General features: G+C 50.2%; 14 protein-coding genes and 1 pseudogene. 6 read left to right on the plus strand and 9 right to left on the minus strand.

What is annotated here, in order from left to right; all coding sequences use genetic code 11:
* A partial coding sequence (locus HF894_RS08375; protein ID WP_204971624.1) for a hypothetical protein occupies positions 1 to 259 on the minus strand: 259 nt, incomplete at its 3' end.
* A gap of 1620 nt (positions 260 to 1879) precedes the next feature.
* On the opposite strand from HF894_RS08375, the gene HF894_RS08380 reads away from it, so the two are divergent.
* Genes HF894_RS08380 through HF894_RS08390 form a run of 3 tightly spaced genes read left to right on the plus strand, consistent with a single transcriptional unit; the run spans position 1880 to position 6817 of the window.
* Positions 1880 to 4576, plus strand: coding sequence for a SusC/RagA family TonB-linked outer membrane protein (locus tag HF894_RS08380; RefSeq protein ID WP_204971625.1), 2697 nt, complete (start codon positions 1880 to 1882; stop codon positions 4574 to 4576).
* Positions 4577 to 4588: 12 nt separating this feature from the next.
* Positions 4589 to 6205 (plus strand): RagB/SusD family nutrient uptake outer membrane protein, encoded by a 1617-nt coding sequence (locus HF894_RS08385; RefSeq protein WP_072545264.1) that lies wholly within the window; start codon positions 4589 to 4591, stop codon positions 6203 to 6205.
* A 9-nt stretch (positions 6206 to 6214) separates the two neighbouring features.
* Complete coding sequence (locus tag HF894_RS08390; protein WP_204971626.1) at positions 6215 to 6817, plus strand: Crp/Fnr family transcriptional regulator; 603 nt, start codon at positions 6215 to 6217, stop codon at positions 6815 to 6817.
* Between the two features lie 29 nt (positions 6818 to 6846).
* Here HF894_RS08390 and HF894_RS08395 read toward each other — a convergent pair whose 3' ends face one another.
* From HF894_RS08395 to rpoN, 7 genes and pseudogenes are all read right to left on the minus strand, one after another.
* Positions 6847 to 7959, minus strand: coding sequence for a PDDEXK nuclease domain-containing protein (locus HF894_RS08395; protein WP_204971627.1), 1113 nt, complete (start codon positions 7957 to 7959; stop codon positions 6847 to 6849).
* 41 nt (positions 7960 to 8000) lie between these two features.
* Positions 8001 to 8081 (minus strand): annotated as a pseudogene (locus tag HF894_RS15160) (transposase); the annotation flags it as partial.
* 126 nt (positions 8082 to 8207) lie between these two features.
* Positions 8208 to 10043 carry a 4-hydroxy-3-methylbut-2-en-1-yl diphosphate synthase gene (locus HF894_RS08400; protein ID WP_021848853.1) on the minus strand — a complete coding sequence of 612 codons (1836 nt, stop codon included), beginning with the start codon at positions 10041 to 10043 and terminating at the stop codon, positions 8208 to 8210.
* Between the two features lie 84 nt (positions 10044 to 10127).
* Positions 10128 to 10637, minus strand: coding sequence for a 5-(carboxyamino)imidazole ribonucleotide mutase (purE, locus tag HF894_RS08405; protein ID WP_021848852.1), 510 nt, complete (start codon positions 10635 to 10637; stop codon positions 10128 to 10130).
* Positions 10638 to 10737: 100 nt separating this feature from the next.
* Positions 10738 to 11118, minus strand: a complete 381-nt coding sequence (gene gcvH, locus HF894_RS08410) for a glycine cleavage system protein GcvH (RefSeq protein WP_021848851.1) — start codon at positions 11116 to 11118, stop codon at positions 10738 to 10740.
* 52 nt (positions 11119 to 11170) lie between these two features.
* A complete protein-coding gene (locus tag HF894_RS08415; protein WP_075318324.1) occupies positions 11171 to 11848 on the minus strand; it encodes a phosphatase PAP2 family protein in 678 nt (225 codons plus the stop codon).
* 15 nt (positions 11849 to 11863) lie between these two features.
* Positions 11864 to 13363, minus strand: a complete 1500-nt coding sequence (gene rpoN, locus HF894_RS08420) for an RNA polymerase factor sigma-54 (protein WP_204971628.1) — start codon at positions 13361 to 13363, stop codon at positions 11864 to 11866.
* Positions 13364 to 13580: 217 nt separating this feature from the next.
* On the opposite strand from rpoN, the gene HF894_RS08425 reads away from it, so the two are divergent.
* The 3 genes from HF894_RS08425 to HF894_RS08435 all read left to right on the plus strand — a co-directional run bounded on the left by HF894_RS08425 (position 13581) and on the right by HF894_RS08435 (position 18687).
* A complete protein-coding gene (locus HF894_RS08425; RefSeq protein WP_204971629.1) occupies positions 13581 to 14954 on the plus strand; it encodes an aminopeptidase P family protein in 1374 nt (457 codons plus the stop codon).
* 384 nt (positions 14955 to 15338) lie between these two features.
* Positions 15339 to 17477, plus strand: coding sequence for a M3 family metallopeptidase (locus HF894_RS08430; protein ID WP_204971630.1), 2139 nt, complete (start codon positions 15339 to 15341; stop codon positions 17475 to 17477).
* Between the two features lie 40 nt (positions 17478 to 17517).
* Positions 17518 to 18687: a DUF418 domain-containing protein gene (locus tag HF894_RS08435; RefSeq protein ID WP_204971673.1), complete on the plus strand. Its 1170-nt coding sequence runs from the start codon at positions 17518 to 17520 to the stop codon at positions 18685 to 18687.
* Between the two features lie 121 nt (positions 18688 to 18808).
* Here HF894_RS08435 and HF894_RS08440 read toward each other — a convergent pair whose 3' ends face one another.
* Entirely contained in the window at positions 18809 to 20200 is a 1392-nt protein-coding gene (locus HF894_RS08440; protein WP_204971631.1) for a sensor histidine kinase, read from the minus strand.
* Positions 20201 to 20235: the final 35 nt, after the last annotated feature.

The raw sequence follows: 20235 nt of genomic DNA on the forward strand, positions 1-20235 counted from the left end.
CCACGGCAGATGGAGCTGTTTCTACCCATTCCGTCACTTCATTCTGTCCGTTCAGGCTGAACATGCGTTTCTCCGCATCTTCCTGCCGGGGTTTCCAGGTCAGGCGGACGGTGAATTCACCATCACCTGTCACGAGAAAGGCCTGCCCTTCGGGCAAGTAGGAACAGGCACGGTTCAGGTTGGTAAGCAGCCGGTCGTACGACGAAACGGATGGTTCTTCACGAAAAAAGAAATCTCTCAGTTGGCAGATCAGATTCATAGGTGTATTCTTTTTTTCGTAAAAATACGACATAAAAAAGGCGAAGTCAAGTTTTTCAGCGTAAATAACGGACGATAATCAACCATAATCAACGGAAATCAACATTCTTTGCTTTCACAAGTTAGAAATTGGATCTCTTTCGAGAGTGAATTCATTGTAATCTTCTGAGAACCTGCTATTTATAGTGAAACCAACTTGATAATGAACCACTCAGCACTTCCCCTTTCAAAACAGTTTCCCCCCGTGAAACGTTTCCTTTCACCTTAATTTTCACATTTAAAGCGAGATAGCTAGAAAAATGAATCCGTGAATCCATTTTAGGAGAAACCAGTTTTTCTTTTGGATGTGAAAAATATCACTTTCGTTAAAGCACTGTTTTGTCCATTGCAAAGCAGTGCTTTCTTTCGCCCAAAACAGTGTTTTCCAATAATCGTTTGGGTAGGGGAAGATATGCGAAAATGCTTGGCGTAAACATCTACTTGGCAGTTGTAAAGAGGGACTTGACGAATATAACTATGGACTTGGTGAGAGTGAAATACAATATTTGTATTTACAACCGATTATTACTCAATATTTTGTGAGTTATAAGTCAGAAATATGGGCATAACCTTTAGGGGTACATTCTAAAAGGTGAAGATTTAACCTTTTTATTATTTCTTAACGCTCAAAGAGCGGTGGTAGAGGGTATTTTCCCTCTTTTCGGTACTTTATTGATGGTTCGATGTTCCCATCTTTCCACATTGCTTGGCTCGTTCGCACAAGCCACTACAAAGGTACTACAATTTCCAATAAAGGCAAGAGGACAGCAATTCAAATCTATTATTTTTGAGGGAGTGAAATCTGCCGCTTGCCAAATTTCTCTCTGTCGAAAATAATAGTCCTCTGAAAAGAATGAAAACAGCATTGATAAAATTGCCTTATTAAGGGGGGGCTATGCTGTTTTATGCTATTATTTCGTCAGTCGTTTATCTCCGTTGCCGGATGCAGTTTTCAGCCAAGCCGATGAATAAGAAAAGGTTTTGGAGCTATTTACTCTCCAACGGAGGACGAAACTGCTCCAAATGGTTTACTGCTTGAACTTTTCGTTTTCTAAAAGAGGTTTGGCAACCTTTGCATCCGACAAAAGGAGATAAATGACCAGATATATAACAGTAGTATTACATTAAGGAAAAGAACAACCATGGTATAGTATTATTGCAATTTAACTATTTAAAGTTTGTTTATAATCAAATCATTTAAAGATTTTTGTCCTTCTATGATTTTTTGTATTTGATAAATGTCGTAATTAAATAAAAAATATCACGCATAATGACTTTTTCTTTTTTCTAAATTTCTTCAAATGACAAATTATTGTTACCTTTGTAATGTAATGTAGTTAATGGTTGCGCTTATAAAGTCCTTGGAAAGGATTTATGTATAAAAGAGATAGATGTTTACTCTGTTCTTGCCTGGATTATCAGCATCACTGATATGAAATAACAGAAAAAAATATACAATGGCTAAGCGGACGGACAGGCAGGGAAATAGTACAGATTCCCAATCCCCCTCTTTATAATACATTGCGTATAAGATTTATTAACTGTCTGGTCTGGGGAATCTACAGAGATTTAACGAATCAAGATGGGAAGTGTCGGTCTTTGTCTTGTCATAATGTTCTTCATCTGTAGTGCTCAAAAAATTGATGCACAAGTACAGAATATCAGAGAGAAACAAGATACCATTTCGGCGACTAAATCATTAGAGCATATCAGGCCCGAGAATATCAAGAAGGGACCATTGAATAATGCTTTGGATGTATTGAGTGGTCAGTCTGCCGGTGTGAACGTCACCACTAATGGGACTGACAGGCTCGCTATGCTGAATAGTATCCGTGTGCGTGGTACCACATCCATTATGGGTGGCAATGACCCGTTAGTAATTATTGACGGAGTGACATCTGACATCGCTACGCTATCTACCATATATCCCGCAGACATCGAGAGTTTCACTATTTTGAAGAATGCTACCGAAACGGCAATGTACGGTTCCCGTGGTGCTTCAGGTGTAATTGAGATTAAGACCAAGAAAGGAACGGGGCGAGGTTTCGAAATATCATATGATGGCAACTACGGATTCGAGTCAATGTATAAACATCTGCAAATGCTCAACGGCCCGGAGTATATAGCTACAGCAGAGGCACTTGGATTAGATTACAATAATGGTGGCTACAACACCAATTTTCACGATGTAATTACTCGTACGGGCTTGATACATCAGCATCACTTGGCTTTTAGCGGTGGTTCGGAAAACTCAAACTATCGAGCATCGTTCGGTTTTATGGATCATAATACAATTGTCAAAGTTAACGATTACCGAAATTTAGTGGTAAAACTTGATGCTACACAAAAGGCTTTCGATGGTCGCTTAGTTGGCGATTTTGGTGTATATGGCTACTCGTCAAAGATACACGACATTTTCGATACACGAATGCTGTTTTACTCGGCAGCTGCACAGAATCCTACATATCCAGCAGGAACTGATGTTAATGGCAACTGGGTGAAGAACTCGGCTGCATCACACATCAACCACCCCGGAGCACTCCTCTATGAGAAAAATGACTCCGAAGAACGGAATTTCAATACACATTTGGGGCTGAAATTTAATATCCTTGACAATTTGATATTGTCGGCTTTCGGCTCTTATTCATATTCATCTACGGGAAATGCTCAATTTTGTCCTACATGGGTGTGGGCGCAAGGCAATGTTTATCGTGGAGAGTTCAAGGGTGAAGACTACTTTACAAATGTGTCCCTCTCATATAACAATGCTTGGGGAGACTCACACCTTGATGCTGTTGTTGGCGCAGAATATCTTAAACAGGTAAGGACTGGTTTATGGGTGCAGGCAAAAGGAATAACAACAAATGATTTCTCCTATAATAACATCGGAGCAACATCATCGCGTCCTTTCGGTGGTACGAGCAGTAGCTATGAAGACCCGTCACTTGCTTCAATAATGGGTAGTGTCACATATAGTTACAAGGATAGATATTCTATTGCGGCAGCACTCCGTGGAGATGGCTCTTCAATGGTAAGCGATAACAATACTTTCGGATTCTTCCCATCAGTATCACTGGGTTGGGATGTAAAAAAAGAAGGCTTCCTCTCTGATACTGACTTTATAACAATATTGAAACTAAGAACCGGATATGGTCGGTCAGGAAATCTTGGAGGTATAACATCCTATACAACACTTAATACCGTAAAGGAGAATGGTATCGTATCCATCAACGGTGCACCTACCGTAACAATGGGAAGTATACGCAACACGAATCCGGAGCTTAAGTGGGAGACTCGTTCAACATTTAATATCGGTTTTGACTTAGGTATATGGGATAATCGGTTGATGCTTACCTCGGAATTATATTACTCAAAGACAACGGATATGCTCTATGAGTATGATGTTCCCGTTCCGACCTTTGCGTTCGATAAACTGATGGCAAATATCGGCTCGATGTCTAACCAGGGTGTCGAACTAGGAATCTCGGTAGTTCCCATTCAACGAAAGGATATGGAGATGAATATCAACTTCAATATGTCCTACCAGAAGAATAAGTTACTTTCGCTTAGTGGAGAGTATAATGGTATGCATATGACAGCTTCAGATATTACTCCGATTGGCTCGCTTTATGGTGCAGGTCAGAACGGTGGAGACAATAATGTAGTATATCAGATTGTAGGTCAGCCATTGGGGGTATTCTATCTACCTCACTGCAAAGGGCTTAAAGAAAATGAACTTGGTGGCTACAGTTACGATATTGAAGATTTGAATGATGATGGCGAGATTGATTTTAGCGATGGCGGAGACAGGTATATAGCAGGTCAGGCAACCCCTAAGGTAACTATTGGATCAAACATCAGTTTCCGTTACAAGTCCTTTGATATTGCCATGCAGATAAATGGTGCTTTCGGTCATAAGATATTCAATGGCACGGGCTTGGCTTATACCAATATGTCTATATTCCCTGACTACAATGTATTGAAGGGTGCTCCTGAAAAAAATATTATTGATCAGAATGTTTCAGACTATTGGTTGGAAAAAGGTGACTATGTAAATATTGAACATATTACCATAGGCTACAATATTCCAATGAAATCCAAGGCTGTGAAGTCATTGCGTCTTTCGGCAGGCATTAGCAACCTTGCAACAATCACAGGCTATAGCGGTCTTACTCCAATGATAAACAGTTATGTAGTAAGCAACACTTTGGGCATTGACGACAAACGCACCTATCCTTTATATCGTACCTATTCGTTAGGTCTTAGTATTCAATTATAACCGCTTACAGTTATGAAAAGATATATAAACATATTGATGGTTGCTTTGGCAACGATGATGACCTCTTGTCTTACTGAAGACCCTAGAAATCAACTTTATGAAGAAGACATTTACAACAATGCCAACAACATATATATTAATGCAGTGGCTGTGCTCTACAATTACATTGGTGGCAGTGCAGACAGTGAGGGTTTACAGGGGACCTGTCGTGGGATTTATGACTATAACACACTTACTACAGACGAAGCCATGATACCTATTCGTGGTGGCGACTGGTACGATGGAGGTTTGTGGGCGAATATGTATCAGCATAAGTGGAGTCCTAATGATTTACCACTCTACAATACTTGGAAATACCTCTACAAGGTTGTTGTGTTATCGAACAAATCTCTGCATATCATCGATAAGTATAGCCATAACCTATCTGAGGAGCAGAGAGTGGCCTACGAAGCTGAGGTGCGAGCTCTGAGAGCACTTTTCTACTACTACATTATGGATATGTATGGCAGAGTGCCCATCGTAACATCCTATGAACAACCGCAGGATGAAGTTGTGCAGAGCGAGCGTAGCGAGGTTTTCCGTTTTATCGTGAATGAGTTGCAGGAGGTTGCCGAGTTGTTGCCAAATGAGCGTAGTAATAAGATGGGTAACTACTATGGTCGTATAACAACACCTGTAGCTAATTTCCTTTTGGCTAAGTTGGCTCTTAATGCCGAGATATATTGTGATGATAATTGGACTGATGGCGTTCCACGGAACGGTAAAGAGATATTTTTCACCGTCGATGGTGAGAAACTCAACGCTTGGCAGACCTGTATCAAATATTGCAATAAACTTGCCGAGGTAGGTTATCGGTTGGAGGACGATTATAGCTATAATTTCTCTGTGCATAACGAGAACTCCAACGAAAACATATTCACCATTCCGTTGGATAAGAACCTCTATGCTGCGCAGTTCTGGTATCTCTTCCGATCACGACACTACAACCATGGCGGTGCGTTGGGTGGCTCATCGGAAAATGGTACCAGTGCCAATATCTCAACAGTCTTAGCCAACGGATACGGCACAGATGATGTAGATGCTCGCTTTGAAAAGAACTTCTATGCCGGCATCGTAGAGGTTGATGGAAAGCCTGTAATGATGGACAATGGACAGCAGTTGGAGTATTTCCCATTGGAGCTAAAGTTGAATCTTACGGGAAGCTCCTATGTCAAGACAGCTGGTGCTCGTATGGCAAAATATGAGGTTGATAGGACCTCACATTCCGACGGTAGACAACCGGATAACGACATCGTGCTATTCCGCTATGCCGATGCTCTCCTGATGAAGTCCGAGGCAAAGGTACGTAATGGTGAGGATGGCTCGTTGGAGTTGAACGAAGTCCGAGGTCGTGTTGGTATGCCATATCGAGAAGCTACGCTTGAGAACATATTGAAAGAGCGTTTGTTGGAGTTAGTATGGGAAGGCTGGCGACGACAAGATATGGTGCGTTTTGGAGTTTATCACAAATCATACGATCAGCGAGTCCAACTGGCTGATGAGAAAAATGGGTATACCACAGTTTTTCCTATTCCACAAAAAAGTATAGACTTGAACCCAAAATTGAAACAAAATGTTGGATATAAATAACTTTAGCCTATGAGTATTCAATTTGACATTGCAAAACAGATTATAGCTGAAACATGCCCTAATCGCAAACTTAAGTTGGAGAATATTCGCCTTTTTGCAGATATTATTCAGCCTAAGAAATATCAAAAAGGTGATATAATTCTAAATGAAGGTGATATCTGTAATTGCCTATTTTATATAGAAAAGGGATTTATTAGACAACACTACCTAAAGCATGATAAGGATGTGATAGAACATTTAGCATGTGAAAAAGATGTTGTCTGGTGTATTGACAGCTATTTTAACCGAGAGCCAACACATCTTATGATGGATGCTGTAGAAAACAGTGTTTTATGGGAAATTTCGCGTGATATAATGGAAGAACTTTCTGATGCTAATGGTGATATAGCTTATCTATATCGGAGTTTTTTTGAAAATTCCTTAATGTTATCACAATTAAAGGCTGACATTTTACGTTTCGAATCAGCAAATGACAGATACGCTAGATTACAGCAACATTTTCCTGAAATAACTAGAAGAGCACCTTTGACAATGATTGCTTCATATCTTCAGATGACATTGGAAACATTAAGCAGAGTACGTGCATCAATAGCTAATGCTGAGAGCAAATAAAGCAAACTAACTATTAGGACTTAACTAAATTAATGAGATTCCAACTCTTTCTCAATTTCCTCAATCGTAGGCAAACTGCCACGGAAGTCTTTTGGCAAGGCTTGTCCTAACTCATAATCAGAGATTCCGATTGGCTTCTGAATATCACGCAAGGCATATTCTGCCTTGATACGGTCTTTGCTCTTACAAAGTAGCAGTCCGATGGTTCGGTTATCCCCCTCCCGGCAAAGGATGTCGTCCACTGCGGAACAATAAAAGTTCAGTTTACCGATATATTCCGGCATGAACTCCGTATCTTTCAACTCTATCACTAAATAGCGGTGTAGGAAGGTGTTGTACATCAATATGTCAATGTAGTAATCATCTCCTGACACATTGATATGGTACTGCCGCCCCATAAAGGCAAAGCCAGCCCCCATTTCCACGAGGAATTTCTCTACATGCTTCACCAAACCGATTTCTACATCACGCTCATTGTATTGCTCTGTGAAGGTAAGCATATCAAAAATGTACGGGTCTTTGAGCATGGCTTTCACATCGTTTGCTTCGGGAACAGGCAGGGTCGCGGTGAAATTGTTTGCCAACGCACCATGCTTTCCATAGTCATCAAGTTTGATGGCTTCTTGCAGATAGCGTGTATTCCAATGAGATGTAATACTTTGCACCATATACCAATACCGTGCGCGAATATCCTTGACTTGTTGTAAGAGTATCAGGTTATGCGTCCAGCCCAAATGCTTGATAGGGAGGGAAAAATTATATTCGCCTAATTGCGCAATCATTGATTGCGCAATTGAAGAATCAGCACCTTTCACCATCGTAAGTTCTTGATTGTATTCGTTGAAAAACTGTATCATGCACTGCATATTGCGCACAGAGAACCCCTTTATTTCGGAATAATCGTTCTTCAAGTCCACGGACAAGCGTTGCAAGGTTTTCTTGCCCCAACCATCTGCTTCTTGACTTTGCTGCAACATGCCTCCAATATCCCAATACATTCGGAGCATTTCTTCGTTGGCAGCATAAATCGCCCGTTGTTGGGCTATCAGTACCCGTTGCTTGATTTTACGAAGCAGTGTCGCATAACCACGAAAACCATCTGCCAAATTATCAATTGCTTGTTTATCTATATTTTTAGCCATAGTCACCTTTGATATATTCACAAAGTTACGCTATTTATTCGATTGAGAATCTCACCCTTGTCGTTGATTATCAGATGTAATTTGAATCCGAAGAATCATCCCATGGAACATTTTCCATGCTCAAAAACTATATAGCAATATGGACACAGACCTTATCCTCTATTCCTGGCGCACATAGATAGAAATCATGGACACGGCACAAAGACACGCTCCGGTTTGAGCATGCCTTTGCGTCAGGTCTGCGATGCTTACTGCCAGTCTCCGTTGGCCTTGATGAGCTCGATGAGCTTCTCCACCGCTTCTTCTTCGGGAATGTTCTTCTCGATGCACTCCTTCTTCTTATAGAGACTGATTTTGCCGCGCCCGGCACCCACGTAACCGTAGTCGGCATCGGCCATCTCGCCCGGGCCGTTGACGATGCAGCCCATGATACCTATCTTCAATCCTTTCAGGTGCGACGTGGCTGCCTTGATGCGGGCGATGGTGCTCTGCAGGTCGTAGAGCGTGCGTCCGCAGCCGGGGCAGGAGATGTATTCCGTCTTGCTGGTGCGCAGGCGGCCGGCCTGCAGGATGCCGAAGGCGGTGGCGTCCAGCGTGGTGGCGGGGATGCTGCCTTGGTTGTAGAGGAAGATGCCGTCCGTCAGGCCGTCGAAGATGAGGGCACCCATGTCGGCCGCCGCCTTGATCTGCAGGTCTTCCTTCTCTTCCTCGGCATAGTGCTGGAAGAAGACAACGGGATTGGATAGGCCTTCCTGCATCAGCTGGTGGACGAGCGCACGCTGTTCACCCAGTCGGTTGGGATGGTTGCTCTGTGCCACGAGCACGATTTCGGGATGATACTTCAGGCAGGCCAACGCTTCGTCGTTCAGCCCCATGTAAGTGATGAAGAGGAACTTCAGCGCAGCGTTGCAACTGCTTACGAAAGGCATTTGGTCGCCCTTGAAGGCAGGCCAGGTGTCGGGCTTTCCTTCCCACACGTCGGCATCGACAATGTATTGCACGCCTTCCTGTACGTCGGCGGGCAGCTGGTGGCCGGTGTAGATATAGTCGGGAGCGAACTGCGGGTCGGTCGTCAGGTCGCCGTCCAGGCGGGCGGCAATGACGACGGGCACGTTGTCGCCGCCGATGTTGCGCACGGCCACGGTCTGTCGGCGCGAAGGAGCCAGGTAGTTGAAGGTCGGGATGTTCGGACCGGGGATATAAGGATGGTCCTTGCGGCACGTCACGTAGTCCACCAGCTTGCGGGCCACAGGAATCTCGGCCTCGGGCGCCTCGCTCAACGATACACGAATGGTGTCGCCCAGCCCGTCGGCCAGCAGGGCGCCGATGCCCAGGGCCGACTTGATGCGTCCGTCCTCGCCGTCGCCTGCCTCGGTCACACCCAAATGTAGTGGGAAGTGCATGCCTTCCTTTTCCATAACGGCTGCCAGCAGGCGTACCGTCCGCACCATAACTACCGTATTCGAAGCCTTGATGGAGATGACTACGTCGGTGAAATGCTCGTCTACACAGATGCGCAGGAACTCCATGCACGATTCTACCATACCCTCGGGTGTGTCGCCGTAGCGCGACATGATGCGGTCGGACAGGGAGCCGTGGTTCACGCCGATGCGGATGGCCGTGTGGTTCTCCTTACAGATGTTCAGGAAGGGGACAAAGCGGTCGCGTATCTTCTGCAACTCCTGCGCATATTCCTCGTCGGTATACTCCAGGTGCTTGAAGGTACGGGCAGCGTCTACGTAGTTACCGGGGTTGATGCGTACCTTCTCGGCATAGAGAGCGGCCACGTCGGCCACGCGCGGATTGAAGTGTACATCGGCCACCAGCGGCGTCATATAGCCGTCGCGGCGCAGGGCAGCATTGATGTTGCGAAGATTTTCGGCTTCCTTCACGCCTTGTGTCGTGAGCCGCACGTATTCTCCGCCCGCATCGGCTATACGTTTGGCTTGAGCTACGCAGGCATCGGTATCCTGGGTAGCGGTATTGGTCATGCTCTGTATGCGAATAGGATTGTCGCCTCCCAACGGAGTGGCACCGATATTGACTACAGATGTTTCCCTGCGGGAATAGTTGAATAAATCCATAATGAATGAAGAATTAGGAATGAAGAATTAAGAATGGGGATGCGATGACCGATTCTTCATTCCTAATTCTTCATTCTTCATTTTTTAGTTCGTCTTGTACTCGTATCTTACGTCCTTCAGGTCCTCGTTGGCCTTGGTGATTTTCTTCTTCAGGCCTTCCTTGTAGGCGGCGAAAGCTTGTGCGAGAGCTGTATCGTTCAGCGACAGGATTTGTACGGCCAGGATGGCGGCATTCATGGCACCGTCGATGGCTACCGTCGCTACAGGAATGCCAGGAGGCATCTGAATGATGGAATAGAGGGCATCCACACCGTCGAGCACAGCGCCTTTGACGGGTACGCCGATGACGGGCAGGGTGGTATTGGCGGCAATGACACCTGGCAGAGCTGCAGCCATACCTGCGGCAGCGATGATGACCTTGATGCCACGCTTGCGGGCGTTCTTGGCAAACTCTTCTACGGCCTCGGGCGTACGGTGAGCCGAGAGTGCGTTCATTTCGAACGGAATGTGGAAATCATTGAGCAGCTGGGCGGCCTTCTCCATGACAGGAAGGTCGGACGTACTACCCATGATGATGCTTACGATTGGAGTCATGATTAGTAGTTAGTGATTAGTGGTTAATGATCAGCGGTTAGTGATGTTTACGTACAGCTTGCTGACCGCCAACCACTAACCGCCAACCGTTTATCAATTATTATTCGTTGACCAGTGCCTTGTAGGCTTCGGCGTCGAGCAGACTATCGAAGTCGGCATCAGCAGAAGGTTTGATCTTGATGAGCCAACCTTCGCCGTAGGGGTCCTGATTTACCAGTTCGGGCTGATCGGCCAGGGCTGCGTTCTGCTCCAGCACTTCGCCTGCCACGGGGATGAAGAGGTCGGAGATGGTCTTCACTACTTCGATGGTACCAAATGTTTCGCCGGCTTCCAGTGTCTCGCCTTCGGTCTGGATGTCTACGAATACGATGTCACCCAGTTGTTCCTGAGCATAGTCGGTGATGCCTACATAGGCTACGTCGCCTTCCTGGCGGATCCATTCATGTTCTTTGGTGTACTTTACGTTGCTTGGAAAGTTCATGATTTTTAGTTTTAGAGGTTAAAAATATAAGTGTATCACTGATAATTGACTTTTAATAGGTGAACAGCAGCTGACGGAAGAAGAAGTAGAAGCTGTTGGCGATGGGATGGAGCACCATCAGCGAACAGATGAAGCCCACTGCAAATCCTCCCATCACTTCGCCCAGCGTATGATGCCCCAGGATGATACGTGCCGTACCCAGCACACCGGCCACCAGAATGAAGAGGCAAAGCCACCAGACCGGATTATAACCGAACAGGGCACTGAAAGCCACCAGTCCGCCAATGACGGCACCGGCACCGGCCATGTGCTCACTCAGCTTCCATTTCAGGTTGACCACAATGCAGATAACCATCATGATAAGGGCTGCCAGAATGATGCCACTCATGTACCACGGAATGTTCAGGCGGTTCATCATCAGCAAGCAGAAGACGTAGGAGGTTATCGTGAGGAAAAAGGGAACGTAGCGTTTCTTGCGCTCGCCCAACTCCTGCGCACTGAAACCGTTGATCTTCTTGAAGATGAAGATAGCCAATACGGGAATCATGATGGTGAAGCAGTAGACAATGCCCAGCACAATGAGTTTGTACTGAATGGGCATGATGCTCAGGTATGAGAACAGGAACAGTATCAGGAAAGCCAGGAAAGGTATGGAGAACGGCGTGAATATGGCCGATACCATGCGGGCTACCCGGATAAGAGTCTTTTCTTCTATGAGTTTTACTTCCATCTTTCTTTGTTATGTCTATTTCCGCAGACGAGCTACGGGGATGTTCAGCTGCTGACGATATTTGGCTACGGTGCGGCGGGCTATCGGATAACCTTTGGCGGCCAGCATCTCGGTCAGTTCATCGTCGGTGTAGGGATTCTTCTTGTCCTCACTGTCGACACATTCTTTCAGGGCCTTTTTGATTTCGCGTACCGACATTTCTTCGCCGTCTTCCTTCGTATAGCCGTCGCTGAAGAAGAACTTCAGCGGGTAGATGCCGTAGTTGGTCTGCACGTACTTGCTGTTGCTCACGCGCGAAATGGTAGAGATGTCCAGCTTGGCCCGCTCGGCCACGTCCTTCAGGATCATGGGGCGAAGCAGCGACTCGTCACCTTCCTCGAAGAAGGGGCGCTGGAGGTCGATGATGGCCTGCATGGTGGTGAGCAACGTGTTCTGCCGCTGCTTCACGGCGTCGATAAAGCCCTGCGCAGCGTCCATCTTCTGCTTCAGGAAGAGCATGGCCTCCTTGGATTCCTTCGACTGGTTGGCCTTGTTCTTCGTGTGTTCCTCGACCATCTCCGAGAAGTCGCGGCTGATGCGCAATTCGGGAACGTTGGGGTTGTTCAGCGAAAGGTTGATGGTGCCGTCGTCCTCGGTCTCGACGATGAAGTCGGGTACAATCTGCTGCATGTTCTTCCCCACGGCTTCGCCCAGCGAGGCACCGGGCCGGGGATTGAGTTTGCAGAGCTCCTTGATGGCACGGTCAAGCTGGTCTTCACTGATGCCGAGCTTCTGCTGTATCTTATCCCAATGTTTGCGGGTGAATTCTTCGTAACAGTCGCTGATGATGGTGGTCTCCAGCCGGAGTAGGCTGTCGTCGGCCTTGGCGGGCAGCTGTTCCTTCTTGTGGCGAAGCTGGATGAGGAGACATTCGCGCAGGTCGCGGGCTCCCAGTCCAGCGGGTTCGAAGTCCTGGATGACCTTGAGCGCCTCTTCCAACTGCTGAGGAGTGGCCTCGATGCCGGAATAGATGGCCAGTTCGTCGGCGATGCTATCCAGCGGCTTGCGCAGGAGGCCATCGTCGTCGAGCGAGCCGATGAGATATTCGGCCAGTTCGCGCTGGTGGGGGGTGAGGTTGCGTTCGCCCAACTGTTCCTTCAGAGTTTCGTAGAAGGAGGTGGAGTCGGAGAACGGGATTTCCTCGGCCTGTTCGTCGCGGCTGCGGTTGTTTTCCTGGAGCTTGTAGTCGGGGATGTCGTCTTCGCTGAGGTAGTCGCTCAGCGAGTCGTAGTCGGTATCGCCGCCGTCTTCTTCGCTGATGGTCGATTCGTCGGCCGTGCGGACATCTTCTTCCTCTCCGTGGGTTTCCTCACGTCCTTCTTCGAGGGCGGGGTTTTCCAGGAGTTCAGCCCGGACGCGGTCTTCCAGCTCCACGGCGGGAAGTTCCAGCAGTTTCACTACCAGAATTTGTTGGGGCGAGAGCGTCTGTACCTGCTGCTGCGCCTGGGTCTGTATCTGTCGGGAGCTTTGTGCCATATCTTTTCTTAAATAGTAGCGCAAAAATAGTGAAAGGTGAGCGTACTGGCAAATGAAAAACAAGGTTTTTCGTTTGTTTCTGCCCTCGCCTTTCACTATCTTTCAATAAGACAGGATGCGACTCGGCATAATCAAACTGAAAACTGAGTTTTCATTTGCTTCTACACTCGCCTTTCACTATCTTTGCAATCAATCAACCTTTAAAGCAAGAAACACCATGTTTGCGAAAGAAACTTATGTACAGCGCAGAGCCCAGCTGAAGAAAACCGTGGGCTCGGGTGTCCTGCTGTTCCTGGGGAACGACGAACAGGGACTGAACTACGAGGACAACACCTTCCGCTATCGTCAGGATTCTACTTTCCTTTATTATTTCGGACTTTCCTTCGCCGGGCTGTCGGCCATCATCGACATCGACGAAGACCGTGAAATCATTTTCGGCGACGAACTGAGCATCGACTACATCGTCTGGATGGGTACGCAGCCCACGCTCCGCGAGAAAGCCGCAGCCGTGGGCATCGCCGACACACGCCCCGCGGCCGATATCGTCAGCTACCTGCACAAGGCCGTGCAGAGCGGTCAAAGCATCCATTACCTGCCGCCCTACCGCGCCGAGCACAAGCTGAAGCTGATGGACTGGCTGGGCCTGCCGCCCGCACGCCAGGAGGGGTCTGTACCCTTTATCCGTGCCGTGGTGGCGCAGCGCAACTACAAGACGGCCGAGGAAATCGAAGAAATCGAGAAGGCCTGCAACGTAACGGCTGACATGCACATCGCCGCCATGAAATGCATCCGTCCCGGCATGTACGAATACGAGGTGGTGGCCGAGATGAACCACGTAGCCGAGCGTAACAATTGCGAACTCTCCTTCGCCACCATCGCCACCATCAACGGGCAGACGCTGCACAACCACTACCACGGCAACAAAATCAAGCCGGGCGACCTCTTCCTCATCGACGCCGGTGCCGAGCTGCCTTCGGGCTATTGCGGCGACATGTCGTCCACCATCCCCGCCGACAAGACCTTCACGCCCCGCCAGCGTGCCGTCTACGAGATTCAGAACGCCATGCATCTGGAGAGCGTCAAGGCCCTGCGACCCGGCATTCCCTATATGGACGTCTACGACCTCTCGGCCCGTGTCATGGTAGAAGGCCTGAAGGAACTGGGCCTGATGAAGGGCAATGCCGAAGATGCCGTCCGCGAAGGCGCGCACGCCTTGTTCTATCCGCACGGCCTGGGCCACATGATGGGCCTCGACGTGCACGACATGGAGAACCTCGGCGAACAGTGGGTGGGCTACAACGGCCAGCCCAAGAGCACCCAGTTCGGCCGCAAGAGCCAGCGTCTGGCCATTCCGCTGGAGCCGGGCTTCGTGCATACCGTGGAGCCGGGCATCTACTTCATCCCCGAACTCATCGACCTATGGCGTAGCGAGAAGAAATTCACCGACTTCATCAACTACGACAAGGTGGAGGAATACCGCCACTTCGGCGGCATCCGCAACGAGGAGGACTACCTCATCACCGCCGACGGTGCCCGCCGCCTGGGCAAGAAGATTCCTCTGACACCCGACGAGGTGGAAGCCTTACGCTGACGCCCGACGCCGTTTCTACAGATACGGGGAGCGTGCCCGACGAAGCCTTGCAAGGCCGCCGGCACGCCCCCCGCTTTTTTCGGCAGGCAGCCCTGTCCCTCTCCATTCGCCCGCCACACTGCGGCCGGCCCGAAAATCCAATTTTTGAGTGTTTGCACCGGTGCAAGTGAACAAAAATCATAATTTTCAATCGTTTGAACCCCTTCAAGTAAACAAAAATCGTGATTTTCAACCGTTTGCACCCCTTCAAGTAAACAAAAATCGCGATTTTCAACCGTTTGTATCCCTGCAAGTGAACAAAAATCAGTACAACCAGCCTGCCGAAAGGAAGATTGGCAAAAAAATCCTATCTTTGTGCAGCGAAAAACCATCAAATCCAACGATATGAAAACAAACATTTGCAGAAACCTTTGTGCAGCCGCCCTGCTGGGCGCCTCGATGGCTGCCTACGGCCAGGCCGACGCCCCGGGCGCGCGGACAAACCCCTTCCTCACCGAGTACACCACCCCCTACGGCGTGCCGCCCTTCGAACAGATCGAGGTGGCCGACTACCGCGAGGCCTTCCTCAAGGGTATGGAAGAACAGAAACGAGAAATCGACGCCATCGTGCGCCAGCGTTCCGTGCCCGACTTCGACAACACCATCGCCGCCCTCGATCGTAGCGGCGCGCTGCTCCGGCGCGTGTCCCTCGTCTTTGGCGGACAGAACAGCTGCAACACCACGCCCGAGCTGCAGGCCCTGAGCAAGGAGCTCTCGCCCCTGCTCTCGGCGCATAGCGACGACATCTCGCTCAACGCCGCCCTCTTCGCCCGCGTCAAGCAGGTGTACAACAACCGCGAACGCATGGGATTGGACAAGGAGCAGACGAAACTGCTCGAGGAGACCTACAAGGACTTTGTGCGCAGCGGCGCCAACCTCAGCGAGGCCGACCAGCAGAAGCTGCGCGAGCTGAACAGCCGCATCGCCCTGCTCCAGCTCACCTTCGGGCAGAACATGCTGCAGGAGACGAACGCCTACAAGCTGGTCATCGACAACGAAGCCGACCTCTCCGGCCTGCCCGCCACGCTGGTAGCCTCGGCCGCCGAAACGGCCCGTCAGCAGGGATTGGAGGGCAAGTGGGTGTTTACCCTGCAAAATCCCAGTGTGATGCCCTTCCTGCAATATGCCGACAACCGTGCCCTGCGCGAACAGATCTTCAAGGCCTACACCAACCGCGGCAACAACGGCAATGACGCCGACAACAAGGCCGTGGTGCGCGAGCTGCTGGAGGCCCGCCTGGAGAAGGCCCGCCTGATGGGGTACGAAGACTATGCCTCGCTGGCGCTGGAGACTCGCATGGCCAAGACACCCGACAAGGTGTATGCCCTGCTCGACCAGATTTGGGAACCTGCACTGGCGAAAGCCAAAGAAGAGCTGAAGGACATCCAGGCCGAAATCAAGAAGGACGGCAAGAAGTTCAAGGCCGAAGGCTGGGACTGGCGCTACTACTTCGAGAAGGCCAAGAAAGCCAAGTTTGACATCGACGAGAACGAAGTGCGCCCCTATCTGGAGCTGAACCACGTGCGCGAGGGAGCTTTCTATGTGGCTACCCGCCTGTATGGCATCCGTTTCCGCCCGCTCACCTACATGCCACTGCCCCATCCCGAAGCGCAGGTCTTCGAGTGCATCGACAAGGACGGCAAGACGCTGGGCATCCTCTACTTCGACTTCTTCCCCCGTGCCAGCAAGCGCGGCGGAGCCTGGTGTGGCAGCTATCGTCCGCAGGGGTATGACAAGCACGGCAACCGCATCATCCCTGTGGTGACTATCGTCTGCAACTTCACCAAGCCCACCGAAGGCCAGCCCGCCCTGCTCAGTGCCGACGAGGCTTCGACCCTCTTCCACGAATTCGGCCACGGGCTGCACAGCCTCTTCCGCGACGTTCACTATTCGGGTGTCAGCGGCGTGCCCCGCGATTTCGTGGAACTGCCTTCACAGATCAACGAACATTGGGCCTTCGAACCCGAAGTACTGAAATACTATGCCCGCCACTACCAGACGGGCGAGATGATGCCTGCCGAACTGGTGAAGAAGCTGGCCAAGAGCGGCAAGTACGGACAAGGCTTCGCCACGGTGGAATACCTGGCTGCCTCGTATCTCGACATGGACTTCCACACCTTGAAGTCTATTCCCGAGGATATGGACGTGATGGCTTTCGAGGCCAAGACACTGGGCAAGCGCAAGCTGCTGAAGCAGATTCCCTCACGCTACCGCACCACCTACTTCAACCACACGATGGGAGGCGGCTATACGGCGGGCTACTACAGCTACATCTGGGCCGAGGTGCTGGATTGCGATGCCTACGGTGCCTTTACCGAGAGCGGCAACATCTTCAACCCCGAGCTGGCCGACCGCTTCCGCCGCTATATCCTGACGCCCGGCGGCATCGACGACGCCATGGACATGTACAAGAACTACCGTGGGCAGGAGCCCGACGTGAAGTGGCTGCTGATCAACCGTGGTCTGTATCAGCCGGAGAAATGACAGAATGAACGGAAAACAGTCTTTGAACCGATACAAACCGATGGAACAACAGATACAGAGACATGCGCGCGTGGACGTGGCCGACGTGCTGCGCGGACTGGCAGTGATGGGCATCATCCTGCTGCATTCGATTGAACACTTCAACTTCTACTCCTTCCCCGACACGGCGGGGCAGAATGCCTGGCTGGCCTTCACGGACCGTGCCGTGTGGGACGGCCTCTTCTTCCTGCTGGGCGGCAAGGCGTATGCCGTGTTTGCCCTGCTTTTCGGGTTCAGCTACTTCATCCAGTACGACAACCAGCGTCTGCGCGGGCGTGATTTCCGCCTGCGCTTTTGCTGGCGGCTGGTGCTGCTCTTCCTCATCGGCAACCTGAACGCCTCGTTCTTCACGGCCGAGGTACTGGTGCTCTATTCGCTGGTGGGCTTCATCCTGCCGCTGGTATGCCGCCTGCGCGACAAGTGGCTGTTCATCCTGGCCTGCATATTGCTGGTACAGCCGCTGCCGCTCTACTATGTGATTCGTGCTACCCTCGACCCGGCGTTCGTGACACCTGCCTTGCCTACAGGTAGCCTGTGGGCCGCTACGTTCGAGGCACAAAGCCATGGCACCTTCCTCGACACCCTGCGCGTCAATCTATGGGAAGGCCAGCTGGCCAGTCTGGCCTGGGCGTGGGACAACGGGCGTGTATTCCAAACGGCAGCCCTCTTTATCTTCGGCTATCTGGTAGGCCGTCGGGGCTTGTTCCTGAAGGAGAATCTGAAATTCTGGAACAAGGTGCTGTGCGGATCGCTCGTCGCCTTCTTCCCGCTCTACGGACTGGGCAACATGCTGCCCGATTTTGTGGAGAACCCCTCGGTACGTACGCCGTTGCTGCTTGTGGTATCCTCTCTTTACAAGTTTGCCTTCATGCTGTTGCTGGTATCGGCCGTTCTCAACGGTTATTACCGTACCCGTCTGAAGGAGCGGCTGGATTACCTCATCCCCTATGGCCGTATGAGCCTGACCAACTACATCACGCAGAGCATCATCGGTTCCATGCTGTTCTACAACTGGGGCTTCGGCCTGCACGACAAGTTGGGCATCACAGCCAGCGTCCTGGTCGGCGCGCTGATCTTCATCGTCCAGCTGGCCTTCTGCCGCTGGTGGATGCGCCACCACAGCCACGGCCCGATGGAGTACCTGTGGAAGCGGGCCACGTGGCTGAAGTAGCCGATCGGGACTACGCCCGGACATAAAACGAGGCACGGACTACGCGGAACGATAGATCGGCGGGCTTTTCCCGCCGCGAAATTCCGTATAGTCCGTGCCTCGTTTTTTAGTCGCTATGCGCTCACGCGTGCAGCTCCAGAATGAAGCGTGCACCCTTCGTGTAGCCTTCGTCCAGTGTCAAGCTGCCGTTCATGCGGATGGCCATCAGGGAACAGATGGGCAGGCCCAGTCCGTCGCCCTGCGTCAGATCCTTGATTTCGCTGAATGGCTTGAAGAGTTTGGCGCGCTGCTCTTCGGAAATGCCGCAGCCAGTGTCCGTCACGATGAACTGGTGGGTGTGTGCGCCGCGTTTCTTGAAGTCGAGCGTCACCTTGCCGCCGTCGGACGTGTAGCGGACAGCGTTCTCCAGCAGGTGTAGCAGGATGTATTCCAACTGTTCAGGACAAATCTTGACGTTCAGTTTCGGAGCATTGACCGACAAGGCGAGGTCTTTCTGGTTCGCCTTCTGTATTTTCTCCATCAGCCCCTCGCAGAAGGTGCTCACGTTCTTTTCCTCGGCCTCGTAGGGCTCGGACAGCGACTGCTCCAGGTCGGAAAGTTCCTGAATGTGCTGCGCAAAGCCTCTCAGGGCCTGTACACCCGGCTGGCGGTCGTCCAGCGTGGCCAACGTAGGTTCCATCTGCGCCGAGATGTTCTGGATGAACTGCGTCTTCAGCTCGTTGTGCTCGTTGGCCAGTGCGATTGCTTTCTTCTGCTTGCGGCTCAGCACAAAAAAGCGCAACAGGATGACAGCCACACCAACCAGAGCTGCTGCCAGAATGACGGACAGAATGCCGAGGCTGACAATGAAGTACTGTTTCGCAAAGAGCGAGCTATCTTTTTCCTCGATAGTCTGGAGGCTCGTGTCGTATTGCTGCTTCAGCGTGTCGTATTTGCTTTGAGCTTCGGCGGCCTGTTGACGATTGCTTTCCTCAATCAGCTGGCGGATGGTAGCGTCCCCCTTATCGTTCTGCCGCAGGGTGTAGAAATAGGCGGCCTGCGTGTAGAGCAGGTCGGTTTTCAGTGAGTCACTGTCTGCTTTCTTGGACACGTCTTCCAGCTGGTCGAGCTGCGTCTTGGCATTGCCGGTCTTACCCATGTTCAGGTACATGCGCATCCGCTCCTTAATGATGGGATAGCGCAGGGCGGGCATCTGCTTTCCGCTTTTCTTCTCACCCTCGCTTACCATCTGGTCAGCTCGGGTCAGCACTTCGAAGGATTCCTTATAGTAGTTCTCCCGATGATAGAGAGCACAAGCATTGACTCCACACACAACAGCCTGCGCATAATCGCCCTCTGCCACAAAAGCATTATAAGCTTGCAGAAACAGATAACGCGCTGTGATGTACGAATGCTTGTCCAGATTTTCCTGTGCCTGCTTCATCAGGTCAGCGGCACTGTTTTGGTTTTGTGCACGGCTGTGACCGCATAAACAGAAAGCAGCCACAAGCCCAATCAGAAGTATCTTTTTCATACAAATGTTGTTTTGTTGTGTGCAAAGGTAAGCAA

It is taken from the genome of Caecibacteroides pullorum, assembly GCF_019239235.1.
Classification (GTDB): Bacteria; Bacteroidota; Bacteroidia; order Bacteroidales; family Bacteroidaceae; genus Bacteroides; species Bacteroides pullorum.